Source organism: Paenarthrobacter aurescens (genome assembly GCF_041549525.1).
GTDB classification, from domain to species: Bacteria; Actinomycetota; Actinomycetes; order Actinomycetales; family Micrococcaceae; genus Arthrobacter; species Arthrobacter aurescens.
Window position 1 is genome coordinate 3,254,490 of sequence record NZ_CP157456.1, and the last position, 20,819, is coordinate 3,275,308.

General features: G+C 61.0%; 22 protein-coding genes. 11 read left to right on the forward strand and 11 right to left on the reverse strand.

Translation table 11 applies throughout. The features are described 5' to 3' along the window. Nucleotides 1–76 precede the first annotated feature (76 nt). From ABI796_RS15075 to ABI796_RS15100, 6 genes are all read left to right on the forward strand, one after another. Entirely contained in the window at nt 77–550 is a 474-nt protein-coding gene (locus ABI796_RS15075; protein WP_141281359.1) for a nucleoside deaminase, read from the forward strand. Between the two features lie 62 nt (nt 551–612). Continuing rightward, nucleotides 613–1,194: a DUF1349 domain-containing protein gene (locus ABI796_RS15080; RefSeq protein ID WP_141281357.1), complete on the forward strand. Its 582-nt coding sequence runs from the start codon at nt 613–615 to the stop codon at nt 1,192–1,194. 125 nt (nt 1,195–1,319) lie between these two features. Continuing rightward, nucleotides 1,320–1,832 carry a hypothetical protein gene (locus ABI796_RS15085; protein ID WP_141281355.1) on the forward strand — a complete coding sequence of 171 codons (513 nt, stop codon included), beginning with the start codon at nt 1,320–1,322 and terminating at the stop codon, nt 1,830–1,832. Nucleotides 1,833–1,917: 85 nt separating this feature from the next. Next, nucleotides 1,918–2,217, forward strand: coding sequence for a DUF4193 domain-containing protein (locus ABI796_RS15090; RefSeq protein WP_141281353.1), 300 nt, complete (start codon nt 1,918–1,920; stop codon nt 2,215–2,217). A gap of 147 nt (nt 2,218–2,364) precedes the next feature. Then, complete coding sequence (locus ABI796_RS15095; RefSeq protein WP_141281351.1) at nt 2,365–2,781, forward strand: MarR family winged helix-turn-helix transcriptional regulator; 417 nt, start codon at nt 2,365–2,367, stop codon at nt 2,779–2,781. Between the two features lie 153 nt (nt 2,782–2,934). Continuing rightward, the gene (locus ABI796_RS15100; RefSeq protein WP_141281349.1) at nt 2,935–3,114 is read left to right on the forward strand and encodes a hypothetical protein; all 180 of its coding nucleotides are present in this window, start codon (nt 2,935–2,937) and stop codon (nt 3,112–3,114) included. A 59-nt stretch (nt 3,115–3,173) separates the two neighbouring features. On the opposite strand, the gene ABI796_RS15105 is transcribed toward ABI796_RS15100, so the two are convergent. Next, on the reverse strand, nt 3,174–4,637 hold the full coding sequence (locus ABI796_RS15105) for a protein adenylyltransferase SelO (RefSeq protein ID WP_141281347.1): 1,464 nt from the start codon (nt 4,635–4,637) through the stop codon (nt 3,174–3,176). A gap of 413 nt (nt 4,638–5,050) precedes the next feature. Here ABI796_RS15105 and ABI796_RS15110 point away from each other — a divergent pair, with 413 nt between their 5' ends. After that, on the forward strand, nt 5,051–5,485 hold the full coding sequence (locus ABI796_RS15110; protein ID WP_141281344.1) for a hypothetical protein: 435 nt from the start codon (nt 5,051–5,053) through the stop codon (nt 5,483–5,485). Nucleotides 5,486–5,498: 13 nt separating this feature from the next. On the opposite strand, the gene ABI796_RS15115 is transcribed toward ABI796_RS15110, so the two are convergent. Continuing rightward, nucleotides 5,499–5,786 carry a hypothetical protein gene (locus tag ABI796_RS15115; RefSeq protein ID WP_246095667.1) on the reverse strand — a complete coding sequence of 96 codons (288 nt, stop codon included), beginning with the start codon at nt 5,784–5,786 and terminating at the stop codon, nt 5,499–5,501. Continuing rightward, nucleotides 5,773–6,525 carry a GAF and ANTAR domain-containing protein gene (locus ABI796_RS15120; protein WP_303409154.1) on the reverse strand — a complete coding sequence of 251 codons (753 nt, stop codon included), beginning with the start codon at nt 6,523–6,525 and terminating at the stop codon, nt 5,773–5,775. The genes ABI796_RS15115 and ABI796_RS15120 overlap by 14 nt, the downstream gene beginning before the upstream one ends. A gap of 170 nt (nt 6,526–6,695) precedes the next feature. Between ABI796_RS15120 and ABI796_RS15125 the strand changes: the two genes are divergently transcribed. Then, nucleotides 6,696–7,913 (forward strand): VCBS repeat-containing protein, encoded by a 1,218-nt coding sequence (locus ABI796_RS15125; protein WP_141281342.1) that lies wholly within the window; start codon nt 6,696–6,698, stop codon nt 7,911–7,913. Between the two features lie 46 nt (nt 7,914–7,959). Here ABI796_RS15125 and ABI796_RS15130 read toward each other — a convergent pair whose 3' ends face one another. Further along, nucleotides 7,960–10,323: a glycosyltransferase family 2 protein gene (locus ABI796_RS15130; protein ID WP_246095666.1), complete on the reverse strand. Its 2,364-nt coding sequence runs from the start codon at nt 10,321–10,323 to the stop codon at nt 7,960–7,962. Nucleotides 10,324–10,539: 216 nt separating this feature from the next. Between ABI796_RS15130 and ABI796_RS15135 the strand changes: the two genes are divergently transcribed. Together ABI796_RS15135 and ABI796_RS15140 are read left to right on the forward strand one after the other, a co-directional pair. Beyond that, the gene (locus ABI796_RS15135) at nt 10,540–12,093 is read left to right on the forward strand and encodes a chitinase (RefSeq protein WP_141281340.1); all 1,554 of its coding nucleotides are present in this window, start codon (nt 10,540–10,542) and stop codon (nt 12,091–12,093) included. Between the two features lie 266 nt (nt 12,094–12,359). Beyond that, a complete protein-coding gene (locus ABI796_RS15140) occupies nt 12,360–13,799 on the forward strand; it encodes a PQQ-like beta-propeller repeat protein (RefSeq protein ID WP_246095665.1) in 1,440 nt (479 codons plus the stop codon). Between the two features lie 95 nt (nt 13,800–13,894). On the opposite strand, the gene ABI796_RS15145 is transcribed toward ABI796_RS15140, so the two are convergent. Genes ABI796_RS15145 through paaA form a run of 6 tightly spaced genes read right to left on the reverse strand, consistent with a single transcriptional unit; the run spans nt 13,895 to nt 18,840 of the window. Beyond that, nucleotides 13,895–14,674: an enoyl-CoA hydratase/isomerase family protein gene (locus tag ABI796_RS15145; RefSeq protein WP_141281338.1), complete on the reverse strand. Its 780-nt coding sequence runs from the start codon at nt 14,672–14,674 to the stop codon at nt 13,895–13,897. 10 nt (nt 14,675–14,684) lie between these two features. Next, entirely contained in the window at nt 14,685–15,890 is a 1,206-nt protein-coding gene (gene paaE / locus ABI796_RS15150; protein WP_091470592.1) for a 1,2-phenylacetyl-CoA epoxidase subunit PaaE, read from the reverse strand. Nucleotides 15,891–15,900: 10 nt separating this feature from the next. Continuing rightward, the gene (gene paaD / locus ABI796_RS15155) at nt 15,901–16,470 is read right to left on the reverse strand and encodes a 1,2-phenylacetyl-CoA epoxidase subunit PaaD (protein ID WP_174754464.1); all 570 of its coding nucleotides are present in this window, start codon (nt 16,468–16,470) and stop codon (nt 15,901–15,903) included. A gap of 5 nt (nt 16,471–16,475) precedes the next feature. Further along, complete coding sequence (paaC, locus tag ABI796_RS15160; RefSeq protein WP_141281334.1) at nt 16,476–17,405, reverse strand: 1,2-phenylacetyl-CoA epoxidase subunit PaaC; 930 nt, start codon at nt 17,403–17,405, stop codon at nt 16,476–16,478. An 11-nt stretch (nt 17,406–17,416) separates the two neighbouring features. Next, entirely contained in the window at nt 17,417–17,845 is a 429-nt protein-coding gene (gene paaB, locus ABI796_RS15165) for a 1,2-phenylacetyl-CoA epoxidase subunit PaaB (RefSeq protein ID WP_141281332.1), read from the reverse strand. Next, nucleotides 17,845–18,840 (reverse strand): 1,2-phenylacetyl-CoA epoxidase subunit PaaA, encoded by a 996-nt coding sequence (gene paaA, locus ABI796_RS15170; protein WP_024817856.1) that lies wholly within the window; start codon nt 18,838–18,840, stop codon nt 17,845–17,847. Before paaA ends, paaB begins: the two co-directional genes overlap by 1 nt. Nucleotides 18,841–19,039: 199 nt before the next feature. On the opposite strand from paaA, the gene ABI796_RS15175 reads away from it, so the two are divergent. Further along, complete coding sequence (locus tag ABI796_RS15175; RefSeq protein WP_141281330.1) at nt 19,040–19,645, forward strand: low molecular weight phosphatase family protein; 606 nt, start codon at nt 19,040–19,042, stop codon at nt 19,643–19,645. 3 nt (nt 19,646–19,648) lie between these two features. On the opposite strand, the gene ABI796_RS15180 is transcribed toward ABI796_RS15175, so the two are convergent. Next, on the reverse strand, nt 19,649–20,686 hold the full coding sequence (locus ABI796_RS15180; RefSeq protein WP_141281328.1) for a LysM domain-containing protein: 1,038 nt from the start codon (nt 20,684–20,686) through the stop codon (nt 19,649–19,651). Between the last annotated feature and the right edge of the window lie 133 nt (nt 20,687–20,819).

The window sequence follows — 20,819 nt, forward strand, 5'->3', positions numbered from 1 at the left end:
GTAAATGACTTTGTCCATTCACCGGCCCGGCATAACGTTGCAGCATCGCCACCGAATCACTGGAAGAAGGACCCGCATGAACAAGGATCTTGAACTGCTTCGCCGCGCGATTGCCGTATCAAACGAAGCACGGAACAACGGCAATCACCCCTTTGGCGCCATACTGGTGAACTCCGACGGCGAAATCGTCCTGGAGGCAGAAAACACCGTGATCACAGAGAATGACGTGACAAACCACGCCGAAACCAACCTCGTGCGTTTGGCCTCCCGTTCCATTCCCCACGATCAACTTCCCTCGCACACCCTGTACACCTCATGCGAGCCCTGCGCCATGTGCGCAGGGGCAATCTACTGGGCCGGCATAGGCCGAGTGGTTTACGGATTGGCGGAAACGGGACTGCTGGAAATCACGGGAAGCGGGCATCCGGAGAACCCTACGCTGACCCACCCCTGCCGCCTGGTCTTCGCCGCTGGAGGACGCCCCACCGAGGTCACCGGACCACTGCTCGAAGAAGAAGCAGCCAGGCCTCACGCGGGATTCTGGGCTTAGCAGTTAGAAGCTGCAAGTATTGCACCACCGGAAACCGCATGAACCAAACACCAAGGAGCCCTGTGCCGACTGACATCCCCTGGAACCGCGGCGAGTGGACCAACCAGCCGGCCGCCGTCGTAGAGCAGGAAGGCGATCTGCTGGTCACTGCAGCCGAAAGCAGCGACGCGTGGCGCATCACGTCCTACGGATTCGTCCACGACACCGAACACGCGCTGCTCACCCCCTTCCCGCAAGACAGCGCCATGGAAGTTGAGTTCACAGCCGCGTTCTCCCAACAGTTCGACCAAGCCGGCATCTTTGTCCGCATCAACGCCGAGCATTGGATCAAAGCTGGCGTGGAATACGCCGACGGCGCCGCTCAACTGGGCGCGGTTGTCACGGACCGCTTCTCGGACTGGTCCTTGGCGCCTGTTCCGGAATGGAACGGCGGCAGGGTGCGCATAAGGGTCAGCCGCTCCGGCGACGCCCTCACCATCCGTGCCGCGTCCGGAAGCAACCACCTGCAACTGGTGCGCGTGCTGCCCTTGGCCCCTGATGTGGAGGCCGCAGCCGGACCCTTCACCTGCGCGCCAACACGCTCAGGGCTGACGGTCCCCTTTCACTCATGGCGGGCCACACCGGCGGATAACCAACTCCACTAGGGCATCCGGGCCCGGCGAGCTTGCGGGCATCACCGTTCATGAGATTATGGAGTTTCCGGCAGCCTGGCATTGACAGTGCTGCAACTCAGTTGGCTCCATAACAAGCCTATGGGGGGCACATCACGGTGGAAGAAACTGCAAGTCTTTGGCGCACTGACCCTACAACGTTCCGCGACGTGGTGATCAACCGCCAAGCCGTGGAAGCTGCGCTGGAAGGCGATTGTCCACCCGTTGAACGAGTCAGGTATTTGGCACTACTCGGCCGGGACGCTGAAGCTTTGGACGAAGGTTTCAAGCTGCTGCCCACTTCACCTGACCGTCGTGAGCTGCTGCTGGTTCTCGCCCAGATCAATCAACGGCAATACCGCTGGCATGATGCCGCCGTGCTCCATGAAAAGGCCCTGCGAACAGTCCGGTCAGCCGAAGAGGAAGCCTACGTTCGCCATCACATCGGCCGGCGTCTCTTCGACGAAGCCCGCTTCCGTGCTGCCGCGGACGAATTTCAATGGGCAGCAGACCTCTACCGCGTGGCCGAGCAGCCTGAACTCGCCGAAGAAAACCGCCAAGCCATGCGCCATGCCCTGCACGTTCACAGTGCCGAGCGAGGTCCAGGGCGTTCAGCGTTCGACCTCTCCTAGCCGGGCGGGAATACGAAGCGAGGGCCCGCGGTTACAAAGTGCGCAAACAGCAACACACCGCACTTCTACAAGGGGGTTCACCACCATGGCCACCGATTACGACACTCCCCGAGCCTTGCCTGAAGAAGAACAGGCACTGCCCCTGGCCGAGCTGGCAACGGCCAAAAGCGCCGCGCGCACGGACACGATCGATTTGGACGAAGTGGACCTGGCGGATGCCTTTGAACTCCCAGGTGCCGACCTCTCCGGGGAAGAACTTCAAGTTGAGATCGTCCCCATCCAGAACGACGAGTTCACGTGCATGTCCTGCTTCCTGGTCCACCACCGCAGCCAACTCGCACGCGAAACCAACGGGCAAAAGTACTGCACCGAATGCGAGGGCTAAGAGCTTCACACGCCTGAGCGCTCAAGGCGGGTTCCGCCGTCGGGCCCTGCCGTGAACCCAGCACAACTGCCCAACATCCCTTAGCTCCCCAGGCCTGATGTAGCCTAGTAAGCAAGCTGACTATTTGTGAAAGCCTGGGGAGCCTGAATGCCTGATATGGACCGATGGCCAACAAGCCGGCTGCTGTCAACAGCAGCGCGGCTTGTGGAACTGGCATGGAACGATAAATTGCGGCCTCTGGGGCTGACCTATCCAGCGGTGCTTACCCTTGATGCCGTGGCGACGGCGGGACCAATCACCCCCGGGGATCTTGCCCGGAGCGTCCGCGTACAAGCCCAAACCATGGGCCCGCTACTGACCCGCCTGGAAGCACGCGGGTACATCCTCCGCCAGCCCAACCGCTTTGACCGCCGCAGCCAACTCATCTCCATTACCGACTTAGGCCTGACCCTGCTGGAGCAATCGCACCGCCAGGAGAACAACGTCCTCTCGGTGATCAATCTGGACTCCGAAGGCCTGCGCGAAGAGCTGCTGGCAATAGTGCGCCACGCAAACTTCAACTAGTGCCAAGTAACCCTGCATAGACGGAAGTCCTCCGCGCAAGGCAGTATGGAGGTATCCGCTGATGAAGTCCGGCGTTCAAGGGGAGGATTCTCTCCCCCACCAACACCGGGCAACAAGCACCAATGGTGATGCCCGGACGAGTAAAAGGGCAACATGAGTGATCTTCAGATAGGCGACAGCCTTCCAGTGGAACTCCTGAGTTTCCGCGCAGCCGAATGCCTCGTATCAACCGGCGTTTCGGAAGCAGAGCACGTCTGCGTGCTGGATGCAGGCCATACAGGCAATCATTTGGCTGCGGGTGCAGACATGGTGGTTCGGGCGGTCTGGAGCTAGACCGGTCAGCTGGCCGCTGGCGGCCCGGCCCGGCCGGGTTGTCAGCGCATCAGCGTCCCTTAAGTCCCGCAGAAGGTCCGGTACGGGCCAAAGCTCTCCGGCGCCGGCTCGGCGTACTTTTCCAAGCCGGGACGTTCCGTGAACGGGTCAGATACGGCCACAAGCAGTTGTTCCGTGGGCCCCATATCCCCCTCGGTTGCCGCAGCAAGAGCTCCCTCCACCAAATGGTTGCGTGGAATGTAGATCGGGTTAACCCGGTCCATGGCATCGGCGTCCGGGCTTGCCTCCCGCCACCGTTCCAGCCATGAATCAAACGCGGCCAAATCCAGGACCTGACGGCGTGCAGGTTCAGCCTCCCCGCGGGCAGCTTTGCTGAGGCTGCGGAAGAACGAGGTGTAGTCCGCGCGCGCCTCCTGGGCCAGCTGAAGGAGCTCATCCACCAACGGTGAGGAAACGGCGTCGTCAATATCCTCAGCCAGCCCAAGCTTGGCCTTCATACCGTTGAACCAAGTGGCGCTGTATTCCTTTCGGAACCCATTGAGCGCCTCCACGGCAAGCGTTACCGCCTGCTCCTCATCCTCATGGATCAGGGCCGCAATTGATTCGGCAAACCGGGCCAGGTTCCACTCAGCAATGAGCGGCTGGTTGCGGTAAGCGTAGCGGCCCATCTCATCAATGGAGCTGTACACCGCACCGGGATCGAAACCCTCCATGAAGGCACAGGGACCGTAGTCAATTGTCTCGCCGGAGATTGTCATGTTGTCCGTATTCATGACGCCGTGAACGAACCCCACCAGCATCCACTGCGCCAGAAGTTTCGCCTGGACCGAGATGACCGACTTCAGGAGTGCAAGGTAGCGGTTGCTTTCACCGTCCGACCCCCGGTGGTGGCGTTCGATTGCATGGTCAGCCAAGCGGCGCAGCAGATCCATGTCATTGCTGGCCCGGGCATATTGGAAACTACCCACCCTCAGGTGACTGCTGGCCACCCGGGTGAGAACAGCCCCCGGCAGCAGCGTCTCACGCTGAACCTGCCGCCCCGTTGCCACTACCGCAAGGGACCTGGTGGTGGGAATGTTCAGCGCATGCATCGCCTCACTGACAATGTACTCCCGCACCATAGGGCCCACCGCGGCCAAGCCATCCCCGTTCCGGGCAAACGGCGTCCGCCCCGAACCCTTGAGGTGGACATCGCGGAGCTCTCCGTCAGGTCCGGCAAGCTCTCCTAACAGGAGGGCACGCCCGTCACCCAAACGCGGAGAATAGAAACCGAACTGATGACCCGAATACCCCTGGGCCACTGGAGTGGCTTCCTCCGGGACGGCATTGCCAATCAGCAACCGCACGCCCTCCGGGCTCCGCAGAAAATCAGGATCAAAACCAAGCTCGACGGCGAGTGGCTGGTTGAGCACCAAAAGCTGCGGATCCGGAGCCTCCTCCGCACGCCAAGGAATGGCCAGCTCCGGGAGTTCCCGGGCGAAACGCCCCTCGAAGGCGATGGTGGAATGCGCGACTTCACTCATCTATCAAGGATATAGATGCCGTTCCCGACGAGAAAAGGGCGGTCCATCCCGGCTAGCATGTGAACACTGCCGTTTGGCGGGAGATCCATTGGGGGCGGTTTCGGCCGCGGGTATTATTCATCGAGCAGCGAGGGTCGCAGCGAATCGGCTGGAGAGTGAAGATGACCGCTGTAGATACTCTGAAATATGCAGCCCTTGGACAGCCTAGGCGCGTGAGTCGGTGGGACATCCCTCGTCTCGCTTGGATGCTTTCTTCTGCGCACACACATCGCTTCGGTTGGATTCTTGCGCCGTTCGTCTACCTTTCAAACGTAGAGGCGCTCCGGCAGCGCGCCAGCATTGGAGGAGTATGGCACAGCAACGCGAGACTGCTTTTGCTGGCGCTGCCCCTAGGCGGACCGAATCGCTCAAAAATGTCTCAGCCCTGGTGGTTGGGCATCGCCGTATTGGGCTCATTCGTTGTTGGCATGTTCGACAAAACACTCGGGGCATTCCTGCTGACGGCGTGTATTACTGTTTTAGTTTTCCTTACTGTGCCAACAATTTTCATGCTGCCCAGGCTGTGGTCCCCGGATGCACGTCGGGCTAACGCGGCTCTCAAAGAGTGGTCCGAGTCCTTTGAGTCACAAGCGTATGTTCTCTCATCGCTGGTAAAGGACAGCCGCGTTGAATGGGGAGTAGCGGTGCCGTTCGTAGAGGATGTCATCCGCGCAGCGAAACTGCCGCCCGGAACACCCTTGGCTGCGGTAGCCAACAACGCCAAGCAGGCTCGCTTCCTGCGGGCACTTGGCTTCCAGCCGCTTGAGCACGACGGCGTTACTACTCAAGCCATGGTTCGAAAGACCTGAGCCGATGCCTGCTTCAGGGACACTGCTCGTTGTACGGTGCCCGGGGAAGGGCAGGCAGTTCGTCTATGAGCTCATTCGCAGCGTGCGCCAGCAGGTCTCTCTGTAAGGCCGGCAGCGAGTGGGATGACTGCAGGTAGGCATCCACCTCGTATTCGCCCACCATCCCGCCAATGGAAAAATAGCGCAGCCACAAGTCTTCATCGGGAATTCCGGCGCTTTTCAGGGCTTTGCGCAGACCCTTGAGCTGGAGTTGCTCCTGAAGAGATAGCCCCTCGCAACTTCCCCGCTCAGGTTCCCTCATGGACTCTGTCCCTCCTCCCTCCGCCAAGGATTTCAGCGCTGACCGCTGCCAGCGACTTCTTCGATTCCTGGGACAGGTTCAGAAGCTCCCTGACCGCTTCTTCTTCCGTCAGGCCACGTTGCCCCATGAGGTAGCCCTGTGCGCGGCTTATGGAGTCGCGACTGTTAAGTGCCTCAACAAGCCCTTCGCTGAAGCGCTTTGGCGTCTCGGTGCTCTGAATGTTGTCCAAGAGGATGGCTGCCGAGGCGGCAAGCTTCTCCAGGGAACCGGCGGTGTTTTGGTCGTAGGCATCACCGGCAGCGGAGTAGAGCTTCATGGCTCCAAAACAGCGGGGCCCACGAATCAGAGGAGCACTGATCACTGAAGCGATGTTCAGTTCCCGCGCGGACTCGGCCCATGCCGGCCACCGGTCATCTGCCCCGGCATTGCTGACGATGACGGTCTGCTCGGTTGCCCACGCACTCAAACACGGGCCTTCTCCCAATCGGTACTGGGACTGATCGCCTTGGATCACCAAAGGGTCCGTTGCTCCGGCACTTGTCCTGTTGCCCTGCTCATCAATGAGCGAGACGCCCGCCCCCGCGCTGCCGGGGAAGGCATCGCGGACACCCTCCGCCAACAGTTGTACGGCCCTGTCTACCTTTTCTTCGGTCAGGAGCAATCCCCTGATCCGGGCGAGAGTGAGCGTTAGCTCATCGAGGGGAAGCTGCTGGGACATGATGAACGATTGACCTTCCACGGGATGACAAAACCCGCCGATAATTCCAGGCCGCTTGCTGAACCTGATCCAATCTCAGAATAGGCATAGCAGGATTCCCTTCGTCAACGGCCACGACGGCACTGAGCTGGCACTGAATGTTAGGCTCGGCTTCAGTTGCGCTGTCCGCGTTGCGGGGTCTTGGGGGGAACATGGGAAACTTTCGGTTATTTGCGGTGAAGGCCGCGGCATTCGGTGCCTTGTTGATGGGCTCGACGGCGGTTGGTGCCGCTCCCGCTGCAGCTAACACCCAGGACTGGGTTCCTCCCATGCTCGGCATGCCTTACGTTGGCTCGGAACTGACCATAGGCAAGGCCGACTACGGTCTACAGGACTGCCAACCAACGGCGGATGCACCGCACGGATTCGTCATGGAATGGTTGAGCAACGGTGAACCCTTACCAGCAGAGCGTCAGGGCGAATTCCTGAAGCTCCTTCCCGAGGACCAAGGCAACCGCATATCCTTCAACGTTCACGGCGTGTGCTCTGAATCTGAAGTGTTCCACAGCGGCGAGACCGCGCCCATCGCAGCCTCCACACGCTCCATGGGCTGGACCGGCCGGGGCAACTTTGAACTTTTGGGCCGCACCAATGACGGCAACCTGGTCCTCTACCCTCACGTTTACACCCCGGAGTACTCCATCTGCCCGTCCGGTGCCGGGTGCGTGAACTACACCCACACCTCGGAAGCACCACGGGTGATAGGCCGGGGCTTCAACATTTTTGACATCGTCTTCTCCACGGGCGACTTCGACGGCGACGGCAACAACGATCTCCTGGGACGCGATAGAAACGGAACCCTTCACATCTACCCGGGAGATGGCCGCGGCGGGTGGCTTCCACCGTCGCAAATCGGCTGGGGATGGAACATCTTTGACACCGTGGTGGGGCCTGGAGACTTTGACGGGGACGGCAACAATGATGTGCTCGCGCGGGACACCGCCGGAGACCTGTACCTCTACCCGGGTGACGGCGACGGCGGGTGGCTGGCTCCCTCACACGTAGGCACGGGGTGGGATGTCATGAACAAGTTGGTCACTCCCGGTGACACCGACGGCGATGGCGCCGTGGACATCTATGCCCGGGACCAAGCCGGCCTCCTGCACCAGTACCCGGCGGACGGCAACGGCGGATGGAAGGCACCATCCATTGCGGGCCATGGCTGGGAACTCATGGCTGAGATCAGCGGCGCCGGTGTCTACGAACGGATCTTCGGATTCCGCTACTCCGCCCTTAAACCCCTCAACGACATCGTTGCCATTGACGAAACGGGCGACCTCCGCCTCTTCAGCAACTCGGAGTACGGGGCCGGCCTCTTCGGCAATACCCACATTGGGACGGGCTGGGGAATCTTCAACACCCTGATCTAGGCATGGGTCAACGCTGAGTGATCCCCTGGGTGATCACCCAGGGTGGTCACCGCAGTGAAATCCGACGACGGCGGTCGGTTCCGCCGCGCAGGTCACGGTTGAGCCGGCGGTCGCCATGGTAAAGGATGGACTCCCAGTCCACCTCTTCGGGCGTCTTGGGAACCACCAGCGACTCCGGCTTGCCCTTGGGTTTCGGCGTGACGTAGAGCCAGTTCACTGCACCCAGAACAACATCCACCGTGGAATTCCACAGGCCTATGTACGCCTGGATACACCACATCGCCAATACTGCGTTGAGTGAGGCAAACGCAACGTTGCCCCAGTTGCCCTGCTGAGCGTCCCGCCACACCGTCAGGACGGAGAACGCGACGATTGCATAGGGAATCAGGACGTAGATGGCGGGGGCTGCTGTGCGGTCCTTGACCTTCGGTGTTCGAACAAAGGGAATCTTGTCCCCCGTGAGACCTTGCTGAAGTGATTTCAAAACACCGGCAAGGTTGACCGGCAGCAGGATGAGGTTGAAGCCATAGATGCGGAAAATATCGCTGAAACGGTGCCCACAATCGCGGAGGTCCGAGCCCATGCATAAAAAGTAAGGGAGGGCTGCGATGAAGACGGCCGGGCTGAGGAGCCTGCTGTCATATGGGTAGGCCAGGAGGAAAAGCAGACCGAAGCTGGCCCAGGTAATGGACGCCATGTAATTCACGCGCAGGAGAACCTCGCGGATAAGGATCCGCTGGCGTTGCATCCGCCGCTGCGAGAGCTGGTTCCACAGTTTGGGAAGAATCAGCAAACCACCATTGGCCCAGCGCCGGCGCTGAACTACCAGTGAACCGAAATCGGGTGGGGTGGCGCTGTAACTCAGGCGCTCCGGATAATTCACCAAGGTCCAGCCGTGGGAACCCAGGTCAATGCTGGATTCCGTGTCCTCAATGACGGTTCGGTCCTGGATGTAGGTACGGATTTCAAACCCGCCAACATTCTCCACTTCCACAATGTCCTCAATGGCACATTTGCGGATAATCGCGTTGGCTCCCACCCAGAAAGTGGCTCCGTAGAATGTCATTCCCTGGTGAAGAATGTGCTGAATGTCAGTGGTGGCCCCGGCGATCCTTTCGATCCGGGTTGGGGCGCCACGGAACGATGAATACGGAGTCTGCGTCACTGCCACACGCTCATTGCCCGCGGATTCCAGGAAATACACCAGGCGCAGGCAGTAGTCCCGCAACAGCAGGGAGTCCGCATCCAACGTCAGCAAATAGGTGCTGTCCGGAACCAGCAAATCATCATCGCGCGGAACCAGGGATGGGCGAAGCACCACGCTCCCCGCAGCCTCTTCCCGCCGCCACCGTTTACCCATGAGGGAAATGTAGGCATTCAGGTTCATGGCCTTATTGGCCTCGTGGGAAAGGCTCGCGTACCTCTTACGCTCAAAAGTCTCCGTGCGGACATTGAAAATCCATGTGAGTCTCAGGTAGAGCTGTTCCATCCGCTCCGGGGTGGGAGCCGTGTTCTGGGCCTTTGCTGCATTGAGCGCCAACAAGACAAGCCGGAGCTCACGCGCCAATCCCATGATGACCAGGTCCACAAAGAACTCGTCCACATGGTCTTCCACGGTCTCGGCCTCAGCCATCGCCTCCAACCACTCCACCGCTGCCTCGTACTCGGCGATGAGGAGTGCGAGCTCCCCTGTTTTCTCTGCCGAGTCCGGGTTGTCCTTTTGAGAAGGCAACCCGCGCCTCTCCCGGAAGCTTTGCAGGGCCCTGTTGGCGCGCTCCGCCGGGACGGATAAAGCATCTGCAATCTGCCCCGCCAAAGCCCTGGTCTGTTCAAGCCGGTGAATTTTCTCCGGCTCGGTAGGGTGTGGTGGATCGTCCAGCAGAAGCACCACCCGCAAATCCGGAAATTCCTGAAGCGCCGCAGACCACAGCGTGCCCCTGACCACCTGCGGCTCTTCGGCGTAGGAGGGCACCAGCACCGTCACGGCCTCTTTGTAGTTGGCGAAGTGAGTGTCCAGTTCCCCTCGAGGAACCCTGCGGTGTTCCTTGAACCGGTAAAGCGCCCCTTGCCGCGCCATCAGGTACATCAAGGCCGAGAACGTCAGGAACGTGACAACAATCAGGTAGGAAATTGACTCGAACCCGAATCGAAACCCGGAGTTCGGATTGTCAACAAACTGACGAATGATGGTGGAGACCACGTAATAAAGCCAAGCACCCACAGTGACGAGTATTGCCAGCCGGCCAAGAACAATCTTCCGGGAAGAGGGAGTGGGGTGAACAATGGCCAACGGCTCGGACCGCCGCTCAGACCCCCATTGCCGCTTTCGTCCCGCATTTTCCGGGCGGTCGCCAGGACGCTGTTCGGGATCCCGCGCCACATCGGATAAATCAACCATCTGGTCTGTCATTGTTCCCCATCAGACATGTGATCAGCCTCTTCCGGCCCGATAGCCGGTGAAGGTCAGCCTCCGTAGCAAAGGCGCCGCCGATTGCCCTTATAGTAATCGATACCAGAGTCTTACGTTTTCCGGCGTGGTCTACGGAAATTCCGGGCATAAATCCGGCCTTGTCATAGGGTCTTGCTTCTTCTCTCTGGAAATTTCGGCCTTAATATTGGGGGATTAATGTCCAACCGCTTTCCCGGGCGAAAGCTGTCCTGGATTCGGCTCTCCGTGCTGCTGGCAGTCATAGCGGCAGTTGTAGGGACCGGCGTCGTTTCCTGGCGTAATTACACAGATACCCGTGCCGCGGCAGCGCAACCATCGCACTTCATGGGATACGTGGATGTGACGGCAACACCCCGGTACGCCTTTGAACAGCCGGCTGGAGACAACACAAAAACAGTGGTGTTGTCATTCATCGTGGCTGATGCCAAGGACGGGTGCACACCCTCCTGGGGGTCCTTCTACAGCTTGGACGCCGCCGCGTCAGACCTTGATCTGGACCGCCGCATCGCCCGCCTCCGCCAGACCGGTGGCGAGATTGCGGTCTCCTTTGGCGGGTTATCCAACAAGGAGCTCGCCACCGCATGCACTGATGAGGTCCGGCTGCAGGAGGCCTACTCATCTGTGGTGAGCCGCTACCACCTCAACACCATTGATCTGGACATCGAAGGCAGCGCACTGGCTGACAAGTCCGCCCTTGAACGGCAAAGCAAAGCAATCGCCGCCCTGCAGAAAGCCAGGCAAGCTGACGGCAAGAGCCTCTCCGTCTGGCTGACCCTGCCCGTAGCTCCGGCGGGACTGACCGCAGACGGAACGGCCGCCGTCGAGCAGATGCTCGCAGCCGGAGTGGACCTGGCCGGGGTGAACATCATGACCATGGACTTCGGCGAAAGCCGGGTTGCCGGGCAGTCCATGCTGCAGGCCTCAACTGCGGCCGCCGAGGCAACCCATGCCCAACTGGGCGATGCCTATTCGGCGGCGCAGCAAAGCCTTGGCGCACAAACCCTATGGCGCAAGATCGGGCTGACTCCCATGATCGGCCAGAACGACATTGTGGCTGATGTGTTCACCATGGCTGACGCCCAAGGTTTACACGACTTCGCGCAAAGCAAGGGCGTGGGCAGGATGTCCATGTGGTCCTTGAACAGGGACGCCGAATGCGGCCCCAACTACCCCACTCTGACGGTGGTGTCCGACGCCTGCAGCGGTGTGCCGCAAGGTGCTTCGCGCTTCTCCGATGTCCTGGGCGCGGACATTGACACCACAGCCACCGCCTCCCCCAGCCCGTCGCTGCCCACAGGCACCACCACTGCCGCTGCCGTTGTGGACGATCCGGCAACCAGCCCCTACCCGATCTGGACGCCTGTGGCCACCTACGCGCAGTCGGACAGGATTGTGTGGCAGGGCAACGTTTACGAGGCCAAGTGGTGGACCAAGGATGATGTTCCCAACGATCCCGTTCCGGACCGGGCCGCGGCCCCGTGGAAATTGATCGGCCCCGTCCTCCCCGGCGACCGGCCCCAGCCGGAGGTCACGGTTCCCGCCGGCACCTACCCCGCGTGGTCGGCCACCACCGTGTACCGCAAGGGCGACCGGGTGATGCTGGACCAGCACGTTTTCGAAGCCAAATGGTGGGTTCAAACGCAGAGCCCGGAAGCTGCGTTGCAGGGATCCACAGATTCGGCATGGATGAAACTGACCAACGAGGAACTGACCAAGATTCTTGGCCGGTGAATCCTGCCCTTGTTCGCCCCACTCACCGAACTACCGTGAGATTGGCGGATAAGTGCGGGATTGGCGGAGACGAGCTGTATTCTCTATCTGAGCCACGTCTTGTTGGCCTTTTCTGGTTTGGAACTACGCCCCGCAGGTGCTGAACCATGGACGTTCCTGGGGGAACAATGATTCAGTCCCGCTCCTTGAGATTCCCTGCCCGCATTAAATCGGTGAAATGTGGAATCGCTGCCCTCACCGCCTCAATGTTGCTGTCTGGGTGCACCATGATTCCCCTTCCGGGAAAACCCGCGGCAACCACGCCGCCTTCCAGCCCGGCTCCAGTTGCTCGAAATACAGAAATCGCGACGGCGGCATGGGAAGTACCGCTCGAACCGATCGGTCAGCCTGTGGTTGCCGACGGCGTGGCTTTGGTTTACGCGAAAACTGCCACCGGGGTGAATGCCCATGCATTCTCTGTAGCTGACGGCAAACAGTTGTGGACACAGCCCGTTCATCCCGGATACGAGGCACCTTCGGTTCCCCTTGAACCCGTTATTACCAGGACAGCCTCAGGACGGAGCACCGCAATCTTCCTGCAGGCTGCTACCGCTCCGGCCGGTCTTGAAAGTGACGAAGCCTGGTGGACCGCTCCTGTTGCCTTTGATCTAAGCACCGGCAAGGAGCTGTACCGGGGCCAGCCTGAAGTTGTGAGCACCCGACCCTTCGCATGTGACGGGCTCTTGGACCTGTGCTTTGTTGCTTATGACCAAGAATCCCAATCGATTGAACATTGGGTTGATATCGATTCCGGCGAGGAAACCGGTGGTGCTGACGTCAACCCGCTCACCGGGGTTTTCCGGCCCATAGGAAAAGAGCTTTACTCAGTAGTTGAGGACGGGGTGGAAAAGCTGGCCCACGTCTCCTTCGGCGAAGTCTTGTGGGAAGTGGAAACTGAGAAAATCTTTGGTAAAGGGGCTTCCGCCGATTTTGGCGGGCGCTTCATTTACTCCGAAAAGCTGGATCTGTTCGTCGGCTCAATGTGGATCAACCCCACGAATGTTTCGCCGGACAAGTTTGCCGAGCAAACTTTCACCATGAACCTACGCGAAACCGCTAAGACAGTGGGTTTCCGGGCTTCCAGCGGGCGGGTGCTGTGGACGGCGGACGGCTCCACCCTTGATTGCTCACAAACAATGGGAACCGAGGCCACCACGTTGGAAGATGGCGATTCCTTTCCCCTCCGCTGCGAATTCACCGAGGGCCACATCGAGTTCCCGTCAGGCAAATACCGCAGCGCCAAATCGAAGCTGGTTGGCTACTACCCCCTCACCGGCGACGTCTCATGGGAGACCGAACCCGTGGACGTCGGCTGGAGCACCCGGGAACTCATTCCCACAGCAGGCCACGGCGATCATGCGATTGCAGGTGTCCCCAGAAGCCAAAATCTACTGGACACCAGAACTGGAAAATTCCGCGGCACAAGCTTCGAAGATGTCTTTATCTGTTTGGAACAGGCCATGTATCCCATGCCGCCAGGAGGCCCATACAAGGATGTTTCCGGTTCCGGCTCGTTCTGGGCATTCCCCTGTATGAAGAGTGGGTCCGCGGTTCCTGCACTCACCTACGGCGCCCTCATGGACGTGAGCACAGCCGACCAGGACACCGCAGTCATCTCCTTCGAAGGCAAAGTGGCCGGGTACAAGCTGCTGAAGGACTTTGTCTAAACGAACACCGGAGTAAAACCTGCCCTTGTCCGTCCTACCCAGCGCACTACTGCGAGTGGGGCGAACAAGGGCGGGATCCGGGGCATAATCCAGACTCACCCCTTGAAAACAGGCGCCCGCTTCTCTTGGAACGCACGGAAACCTTCGGCGTAGTCGTCGGTTTTGCACAGCCTTGCTTGCTCGGAGTTTTCCTCGGCCATGGAAGCCCACAGGCCAAGGCGCTGATCCCGAATGTGCGCCACGAGTTCCTTGGAAGCGTTGAAGGCACCAGTGGCTCCAAGAGCAACCCGCCCAACGATCTCCCGCGTCACTTGCAGCAGGGAGTCCGCTGGCATGGCGCGGCTGAACATCCCCTGTTCCACAGCTTCCGCCCCGGACATGAGATCTGCCGTGTAGATCAGGTCCAGGGTCCGGTGCATGCCCAAACGTTCCGTAAAGTACCAGTGACCGCCCGAGTCCAACGTGGCTCCAAGCTTGGCAAAAGGTGAGCCGAACTTGGCGTTGTCCGCCACATACACAACATCCGTGGCCAACAACAGTCCCAGCCCAACTCCGAGGCAGGCACCGTGAGCGGCGGCAAATGTGGGCGCCGGGAACGCAGCCATCTTCCTCAGCAGCGGCTCCACGAGTCCGCCGAGGTACGCCTGGGCATCATCGGTTTCCGGGGTTACCCCGGAAATGTCGCGGCCGGCACAGAAGGCGCGGCCTTCTCCGCGAAGCAGCAGCGCCCGCACTTCAGCGCGGGAGGCGGCGGCAGCAGCGTCGTCGTACGCTTTGTCCAGTTGGGCAAGCGCGTCCTCGTTCAGCGAGTTCAGCTTGTCCGGGTAGTTGAGGACGATTTCGGCAATGCCGTTGGCAATGGAGAGCTCGATCATGGGGGGCTCCTTAGACGTCGAAATCGACCGTGACTTCTTCGCTGGTGGGGTGGGACTGGCAGGTGAGGACGTAGCCCTTATCAAGCTCGTCCTGCTCAAGGGCGTAATTCTCATCCATGGTCACCGTACCGGTGATCAGCTTGGCGCGGCAGGTGCCACAGACGCCACCGGCGCACGCGAACGGAACGTCCGGCCGTACGCGCAAAGCCGCGTTGAGGATGGACTCCCGGGCGTGGGTGGGGCTGGCAACATCGCCGGTCAACCCGTCCAGGGTGAAGGTGATCTTGTACGTGTCCTGCGACTCGTCCTCCACAACCGGGCGGCCGGCGTTGCCCTCAGGACGGTCCGGACGGCCAGTGGTGAACAACTCAAAGCGCACATGCTCAGGCTCCACGCCGCGGGCAGCAAGGGTGTCGCGGCACAACTGGACCAGCTCGAACGGCCCGCACAGGAACCACTCGTCCACATCCTCGGCCCGGATGGCACTGCTGAGCAAGGCCTGCAGTTTCTCGGAATCAATACGCCCGGTCATCAGCGGCGCAATGCGCTGCTCACGGGACAACACGTGGTGCAACGCCAGGCGCGACGGGTACTTATCCTTCAGGTCCGCCAGCTCTTCAAGGAACATGACGTCCATGGCAGCCTTGTTGGCGTACACCAGGTCAAAGGTGGTTTCCGGATTGGCCGCCAGCAGCGTGCGTGCAATGGCGATCACCGGTGTGATGCCCGAACCCGCGGCGATCGCCACGAAGTTGCCCGGCTCCCCCGCCAGCTCCTCCGGGTGATTCATGGAGTTCATGACGTTGTGCTGAACCGAGGCGCCGTCCTTGCCATGCCGGGAAATGAACGCACCCTGCGGGCTCATGACATCCAGGACATCGCCGGCTTTGAGTTCTGCGTTTGCCCACGTGGAGAAGAGGCCGCCCAGGTCCTTTTTGATGGCCACACGGATCTCGCTGCTGCCATCCTCAAAGCTGCGCGGCTCTGCGCAAATGGAGTAACTGCGCCGAACCTCATGCGGCTCACCCTGTTCATCCGGCAACGTGGTGCGAAGGGCCACGTACTGGCCGGGCAAGTAGTCGTACTGACCGGCAAGCTCGGCCGGAACACCAAACGTGACCTCAATGGCATCGTCCGTCAGGCGCCGGACTTCAGAGACGGTCAGGTTATGGAAAGACGCACGACGGCGGCTGGCCGTCTGTGTTTCGGTGGTCATGGCTGCTTCCTTAGAGGACTTTGAAGTAGTCGAACGGTTCCTTGCAGTCCTGGCAGACGAACAACGCCTTGCAGGATGTGGAACCAAAGCGAGTGAGTTCCTTGGTGTTCAAGGAGTTGCACTGGGGACACTTGACGGCGAGGCTCAGCCGCACAGGACCGGAGTGGCCACCTGCGGCAGCCATGCCACTGGGCGGAGCGATCCCGTACTCCTCCAACTTGGCCTTGCCGGACTCGGTCATCCAGTCAGTGGTCCACGCCGGAGACAACACCAGGTTGACGTGCACACTCGCGTAGCCCTCCTTCACGAAGGCCGTCCGCAGATCGTCACCAATGGCGTCCATCGCCGGGCAACCCGAGTACGTGGGCGTGATGGTGACCTCGACGGCGGTACTTGAGGCGCCGCCGTCGTGCTGGCCTGCCGCTTGCGTCGGGAAGACGCGAACGCCGCGCAAGATACCCAGGTCCTCAATGGTGAGGACTGGGATCTCCGGATCACAGACCGTGGACGCGATGTCCCAGGCCCGCTGCTCCTCAGGCTCCAACTGCGTAACTGAAGCTGTTCGCGGCAAAGTAGTCATGCTCATCACCAGCTCGCACCGGGGTGCTCGCGGGCCAGGACCTGCATTTCAGCCAGGATGTAGCCCAGGAACTCGGAGTGCTTACCCCTGCGTCCGCCGCCCAAGGACTGCGGGACGCCGGGGATTTCCAGTTCGGCCTCGGCCATGATGTTGCCGGTGAGCCGATCAAATTCGGCACGGAGGCTGGAGGGCTGAACTGTAACGCCGGCCCCGGCAAGGCGCGTGGTGAGCTGATCGTCCTCGAACAGTTCGTCCACGTAAGGCCACACCAGTTTGAAGCCCTGGATGATGCGTGCACGGGACTCGTCAGTACCGCCGGCAAGCCGAAGCACCCACTGCGCACTGTGATCACGGTGGTAATCCACTTCCTTCACAGCCTTCGCGGAGATGGCTGCGATGGTGGCATCGGTGGACTCCATGAGCTTGGAGTAAAGCTCGTACTGGTAGAAGCTCACAATGAACTGCCGGGCGATAGTCACTGCGAAATCGCCATTGGGCTGCTCAAACAGGTGAGCGGAGCGGAACTCGTGCTCCCGGCGGAAGTACGCGAGGTCATCCTCTGACTTGCCCCAAGCTGCACCGGCGTAGGTCAGGAAGGATCGCGCGTGACCCAACTGGTCCAAGGCGATATTGCCCAAGGCAATGTCCTCCTCGAGCTCAGGGGCACGGGAAATCCAATGGCCCAGGCGCTGGGCGAGGATCAGGCCGTCGTCGCCAATGCGCAGCGCGAACTCTGCAACATCCTCGCTGGGCTTGACCTGCCCTCTTTGGATTTCGAGCGCGATGTCCTCCGGTCGCAGCGCATTGCCCGGGGTGATGCGGGTAGCGCTGGCCGAACCATCACCGGATGCGCCGGCGCCGTGGACGCCCACGGAGATATCGCCATGACCGTCAATTGCGAAGTCGGTGTCTTGAGCAGTCTCTTGAGTGCTCACGTCTTTGCTTGTCACAGGTGCTTCACGCCTTCGCTCTTGGTGTAGTACGTCGCGTGGCGGTAATCCTTGCCCTGCGGGGACTCGAAGAAGGAACCCTTGGAGTCCGGATCGCTGGAAGAAATCGCCTCGGCCGGGACAACCCAGATGGAGACGCCTTCATTGCGGCGCGTGTACAGATCGCGGGCATTCCGCAGCGCCATGGCCGCATCCGGCGCGTGCAAGGAACCGGCGTGCACGTGGGACAGGCCGCGGCTGGACCGGACGAAGACCTCCCAGAGGGACCACGGGGACTCTTCCGTTGCGGTGTGGGAGGTGACGGCAGGGCCTGAGGCGGGTGTCGACGTCGTGCTTTCCTTGTTGGTGGCCGCAACCTTGGGCGCCTCGCGGTTGATCTCGCTGGCGGCGCTGGCCGGTGCTTCCGGGTTACCGTGAGGAGCCATTATGCTGCGTTCTCTTTCTGTGCTTGCTTGCGGGCGTAGGCCACAGCGGCTTCGCGAACCCAGGCACCGTTTTCATGTGCCTCGCGGCGGCGCTCGACGCGCTGCGAGTTGCAGGGGCCGCGGCCTGCCAGGACTTCCTTGAACTCGTTCCAGTCCAAGGGTCCGTGCTCCCACTTCTTGGTTTCTTCGTTGAAACGGATGTCCTTATCAGGCAGGGTCAGGCCGAGGACACGGACCTGCTCCACCATCATGCCCACGAACCGGCTGCGCAGCTCGTCATTGCTGAAGCGCTTGATGTTCCAGGCCATGGACTGCTTGGAGTTGGGTGAATCGTCATCCGGCGGGCCGAACATCATCAGCGACGGCGCGTACCAGCGGTTCACTGCATCCTGGGCCATCTGCTTCTGCGCAGGCGTGCCGTTGGAGAGTTCAAGCAGGATCTCGAAACCCTGGCGCTGGTGGAATGATTCTTCCTTGCAGATGCGCACCATTGCGCGACCGTAAGGACCGTACGAGGCACGGCACAGGGGCACCTGGTTGCAGATGGCAGCGCCATCAACAAGCCAGCCAATGGCTCCCATGTCCGCCCAGGAGATGGTGGGGTAGTTGAAGATGGAGGAGTACCGGGCCTTGCCGGCGATCAGATCTTCCATCATCTGGTCCCGGGACTGGCCCAGGGTCTCAGCGGCCGAGTACAGGTACAGGCCGTGGCCGGCCTCGTCCTGAACCTTGGCCATGAGGATTGACTTGCGCTTCAAGCTCGGGGCCCTGGTGATCCAGTTGGCTTCCGGTTGCATGCCAATGATTTCCGAGTGGGCATGCTGCGAGATCTGGCGCAGCAAAGTCTTGCGGTACGCCGCCGGCATCCAGTCGCGCGGTTCGATGCGCGAGTCCTCCGAAATGATGCGATCAAAGTACGCCTGTCCGGCTGCCTCCCGCTCCTGCTCTTCCGGGGACAGCTCAGCGGGCACTGACTGCAGATTCTGCGATGCCATGGTTGCTCCTAATAAATTACCGACCGTTCGTTCAGAATATGCGGAGCGGATGATTTCAGTCAAGCGTTCGTGCCCTGATGCCGCAGATGATTGGAAGTGTTTGCGCGGCTCTGCGTTGTTGACAAGATCCGCGCTTCCGGCCGTGTTAACTTGGGGTGGGACCTCGGTTGTCCCCCTCACCGCCAGAAAAGAGCCTTACGTGGAATCGCCCCAGCCCTTCAGGATTCTCACCGTCTGCACAGGGAACATCTGCCGCTCCCCCGTGGCCGAACGGTTGCTGCAGGCCGGGCTGAACCAGGTAAGCCCCGGATCCTTCGAGGTCCGCAGCGCCGGGACCCGGGCCATGGTGGGTGAACCCATCCAGCCCCTCTCGGCACAGATCATCAGCACATTCCGCGGCAGCCCGGACGACTTCGCAGCCAGGCAACTAACTCCCCGGATACTCAAGGAAACCGATCTGGTGCTGGCCATGACCTCCAAGCACCGCGGAGAGGTCCTTCAACTGGACGCCTCCCTGTTGAAGCGCACCTTCACCGTCCGGGAATTCGCCCGCATGCTCTCCGTCCTGGAAAACCGTGGAGATACCACCCCTGCCGGCAACATCGCTGAGTTCTGGCGGGCACTCCCGGCCCGCGCGGCGTCCGTCCGCCACCTTGCGCTGCCCTCCGATCCTGCAGACAACGATGTGGTAGACCCCTACCGGCGAGCGGAAGAGGTCTACCACCAGATGGAGGATGAGCTGGCCCCGGCCATCCTGGGCATCCTCCGTTTTGCGCGCCTGACGGCGCCGGCCCAGGTTTCCTAGCCCCTAGTTGAGGGCAATCACCAGCATCTGGCTGGTACCAGGGATGCACGTCTGCAGAACCACTGCAGGGAATCCGCCAAAGACTGCTGCCACATCATTGGTGCTCCCCGGATTGGGCACCTGTCCCCTGCCCGTGGCCGTGAAAGTTCCGTAGCCCGGGATTGAGACGGTCTCGCCAACGGAGATTCCGGAGAACCGCCCCCAGCCTCCGCAGAAATCATGCTCGGTGATGAACGTGGCGTAGGCGTTGGTTGGGGTGTAATGAATGGGCCCAATGCAGGCGTCCACCATGGATTGCCCACCGGCTCCTGCAACGTAAATGGTCCGGACGGCAGGCGCAGGTGCGGGAGCCGGGGCCGGCGCGGGAGCGGGAGCCACGGCTGCGGGGGCGGCTGCGGCCTGGGCTTGCGCAGCCGGTGCGGCCGGAGCCGGTGCTGGCGCTGGAGCTGGGGCGGCCACCGCGATGGGCGGTCCGGTGAGCTTCAAAACCTGTCCGGGCACAATCACCGAGTAAGCGCTCAGACCATTGGCGGCCAGCATGGCCGTAACGTCCACGCCGTATCGCGCGGCAATGGAGCCCACAGTGTCCCCGGACACCACCGTGTAGAGGTTGGGATCCCCGGCAGGTGCAGCAGGGGCAGCCTCCACGGCGGCCGGCACTGGCACTGCAACCTCAGGGGCTGGTGCGGCTGGAGCCGGAGCGGGCGCATCTGCCACCGGTGCAGCTGCCGGAACTTCAGCGGCCGGCACGTCAGCTGGAACCGCGGCTTCTGCCTCCGCGTCCTGGACCGGCAAAGCTGCGGGCGCCTCAGCGCTATCGCCCTTGGAGAATTGTGCTTGCTCCTGGGAGGCATTCCGGTCAACGTCACCGGCAGGCTGAGTGGCCCAATTCACCACACCAAAAAACAAGGGGATCAACGCAAGTATGGCGATCACCGCGCCGGCAATCAGCAGTTTGGCTTTAGTGGACTGCGGCTGCCGAATATTGCTGCCGCTCTTGTTGGACAAGGAATTTTGAAGATCTACGTCGTTCATATTCATGGGAAACCCCGGACTCCATGGCTCTGGACCGCGCACCACGGGCCACTATTGGCCCGAACAAGAAAGCGCAGCTACGTATTGGGAGGAGCACCACCCACAAGTTGCGGGAGTGCAGTCCACCGCTGAGCCGGAG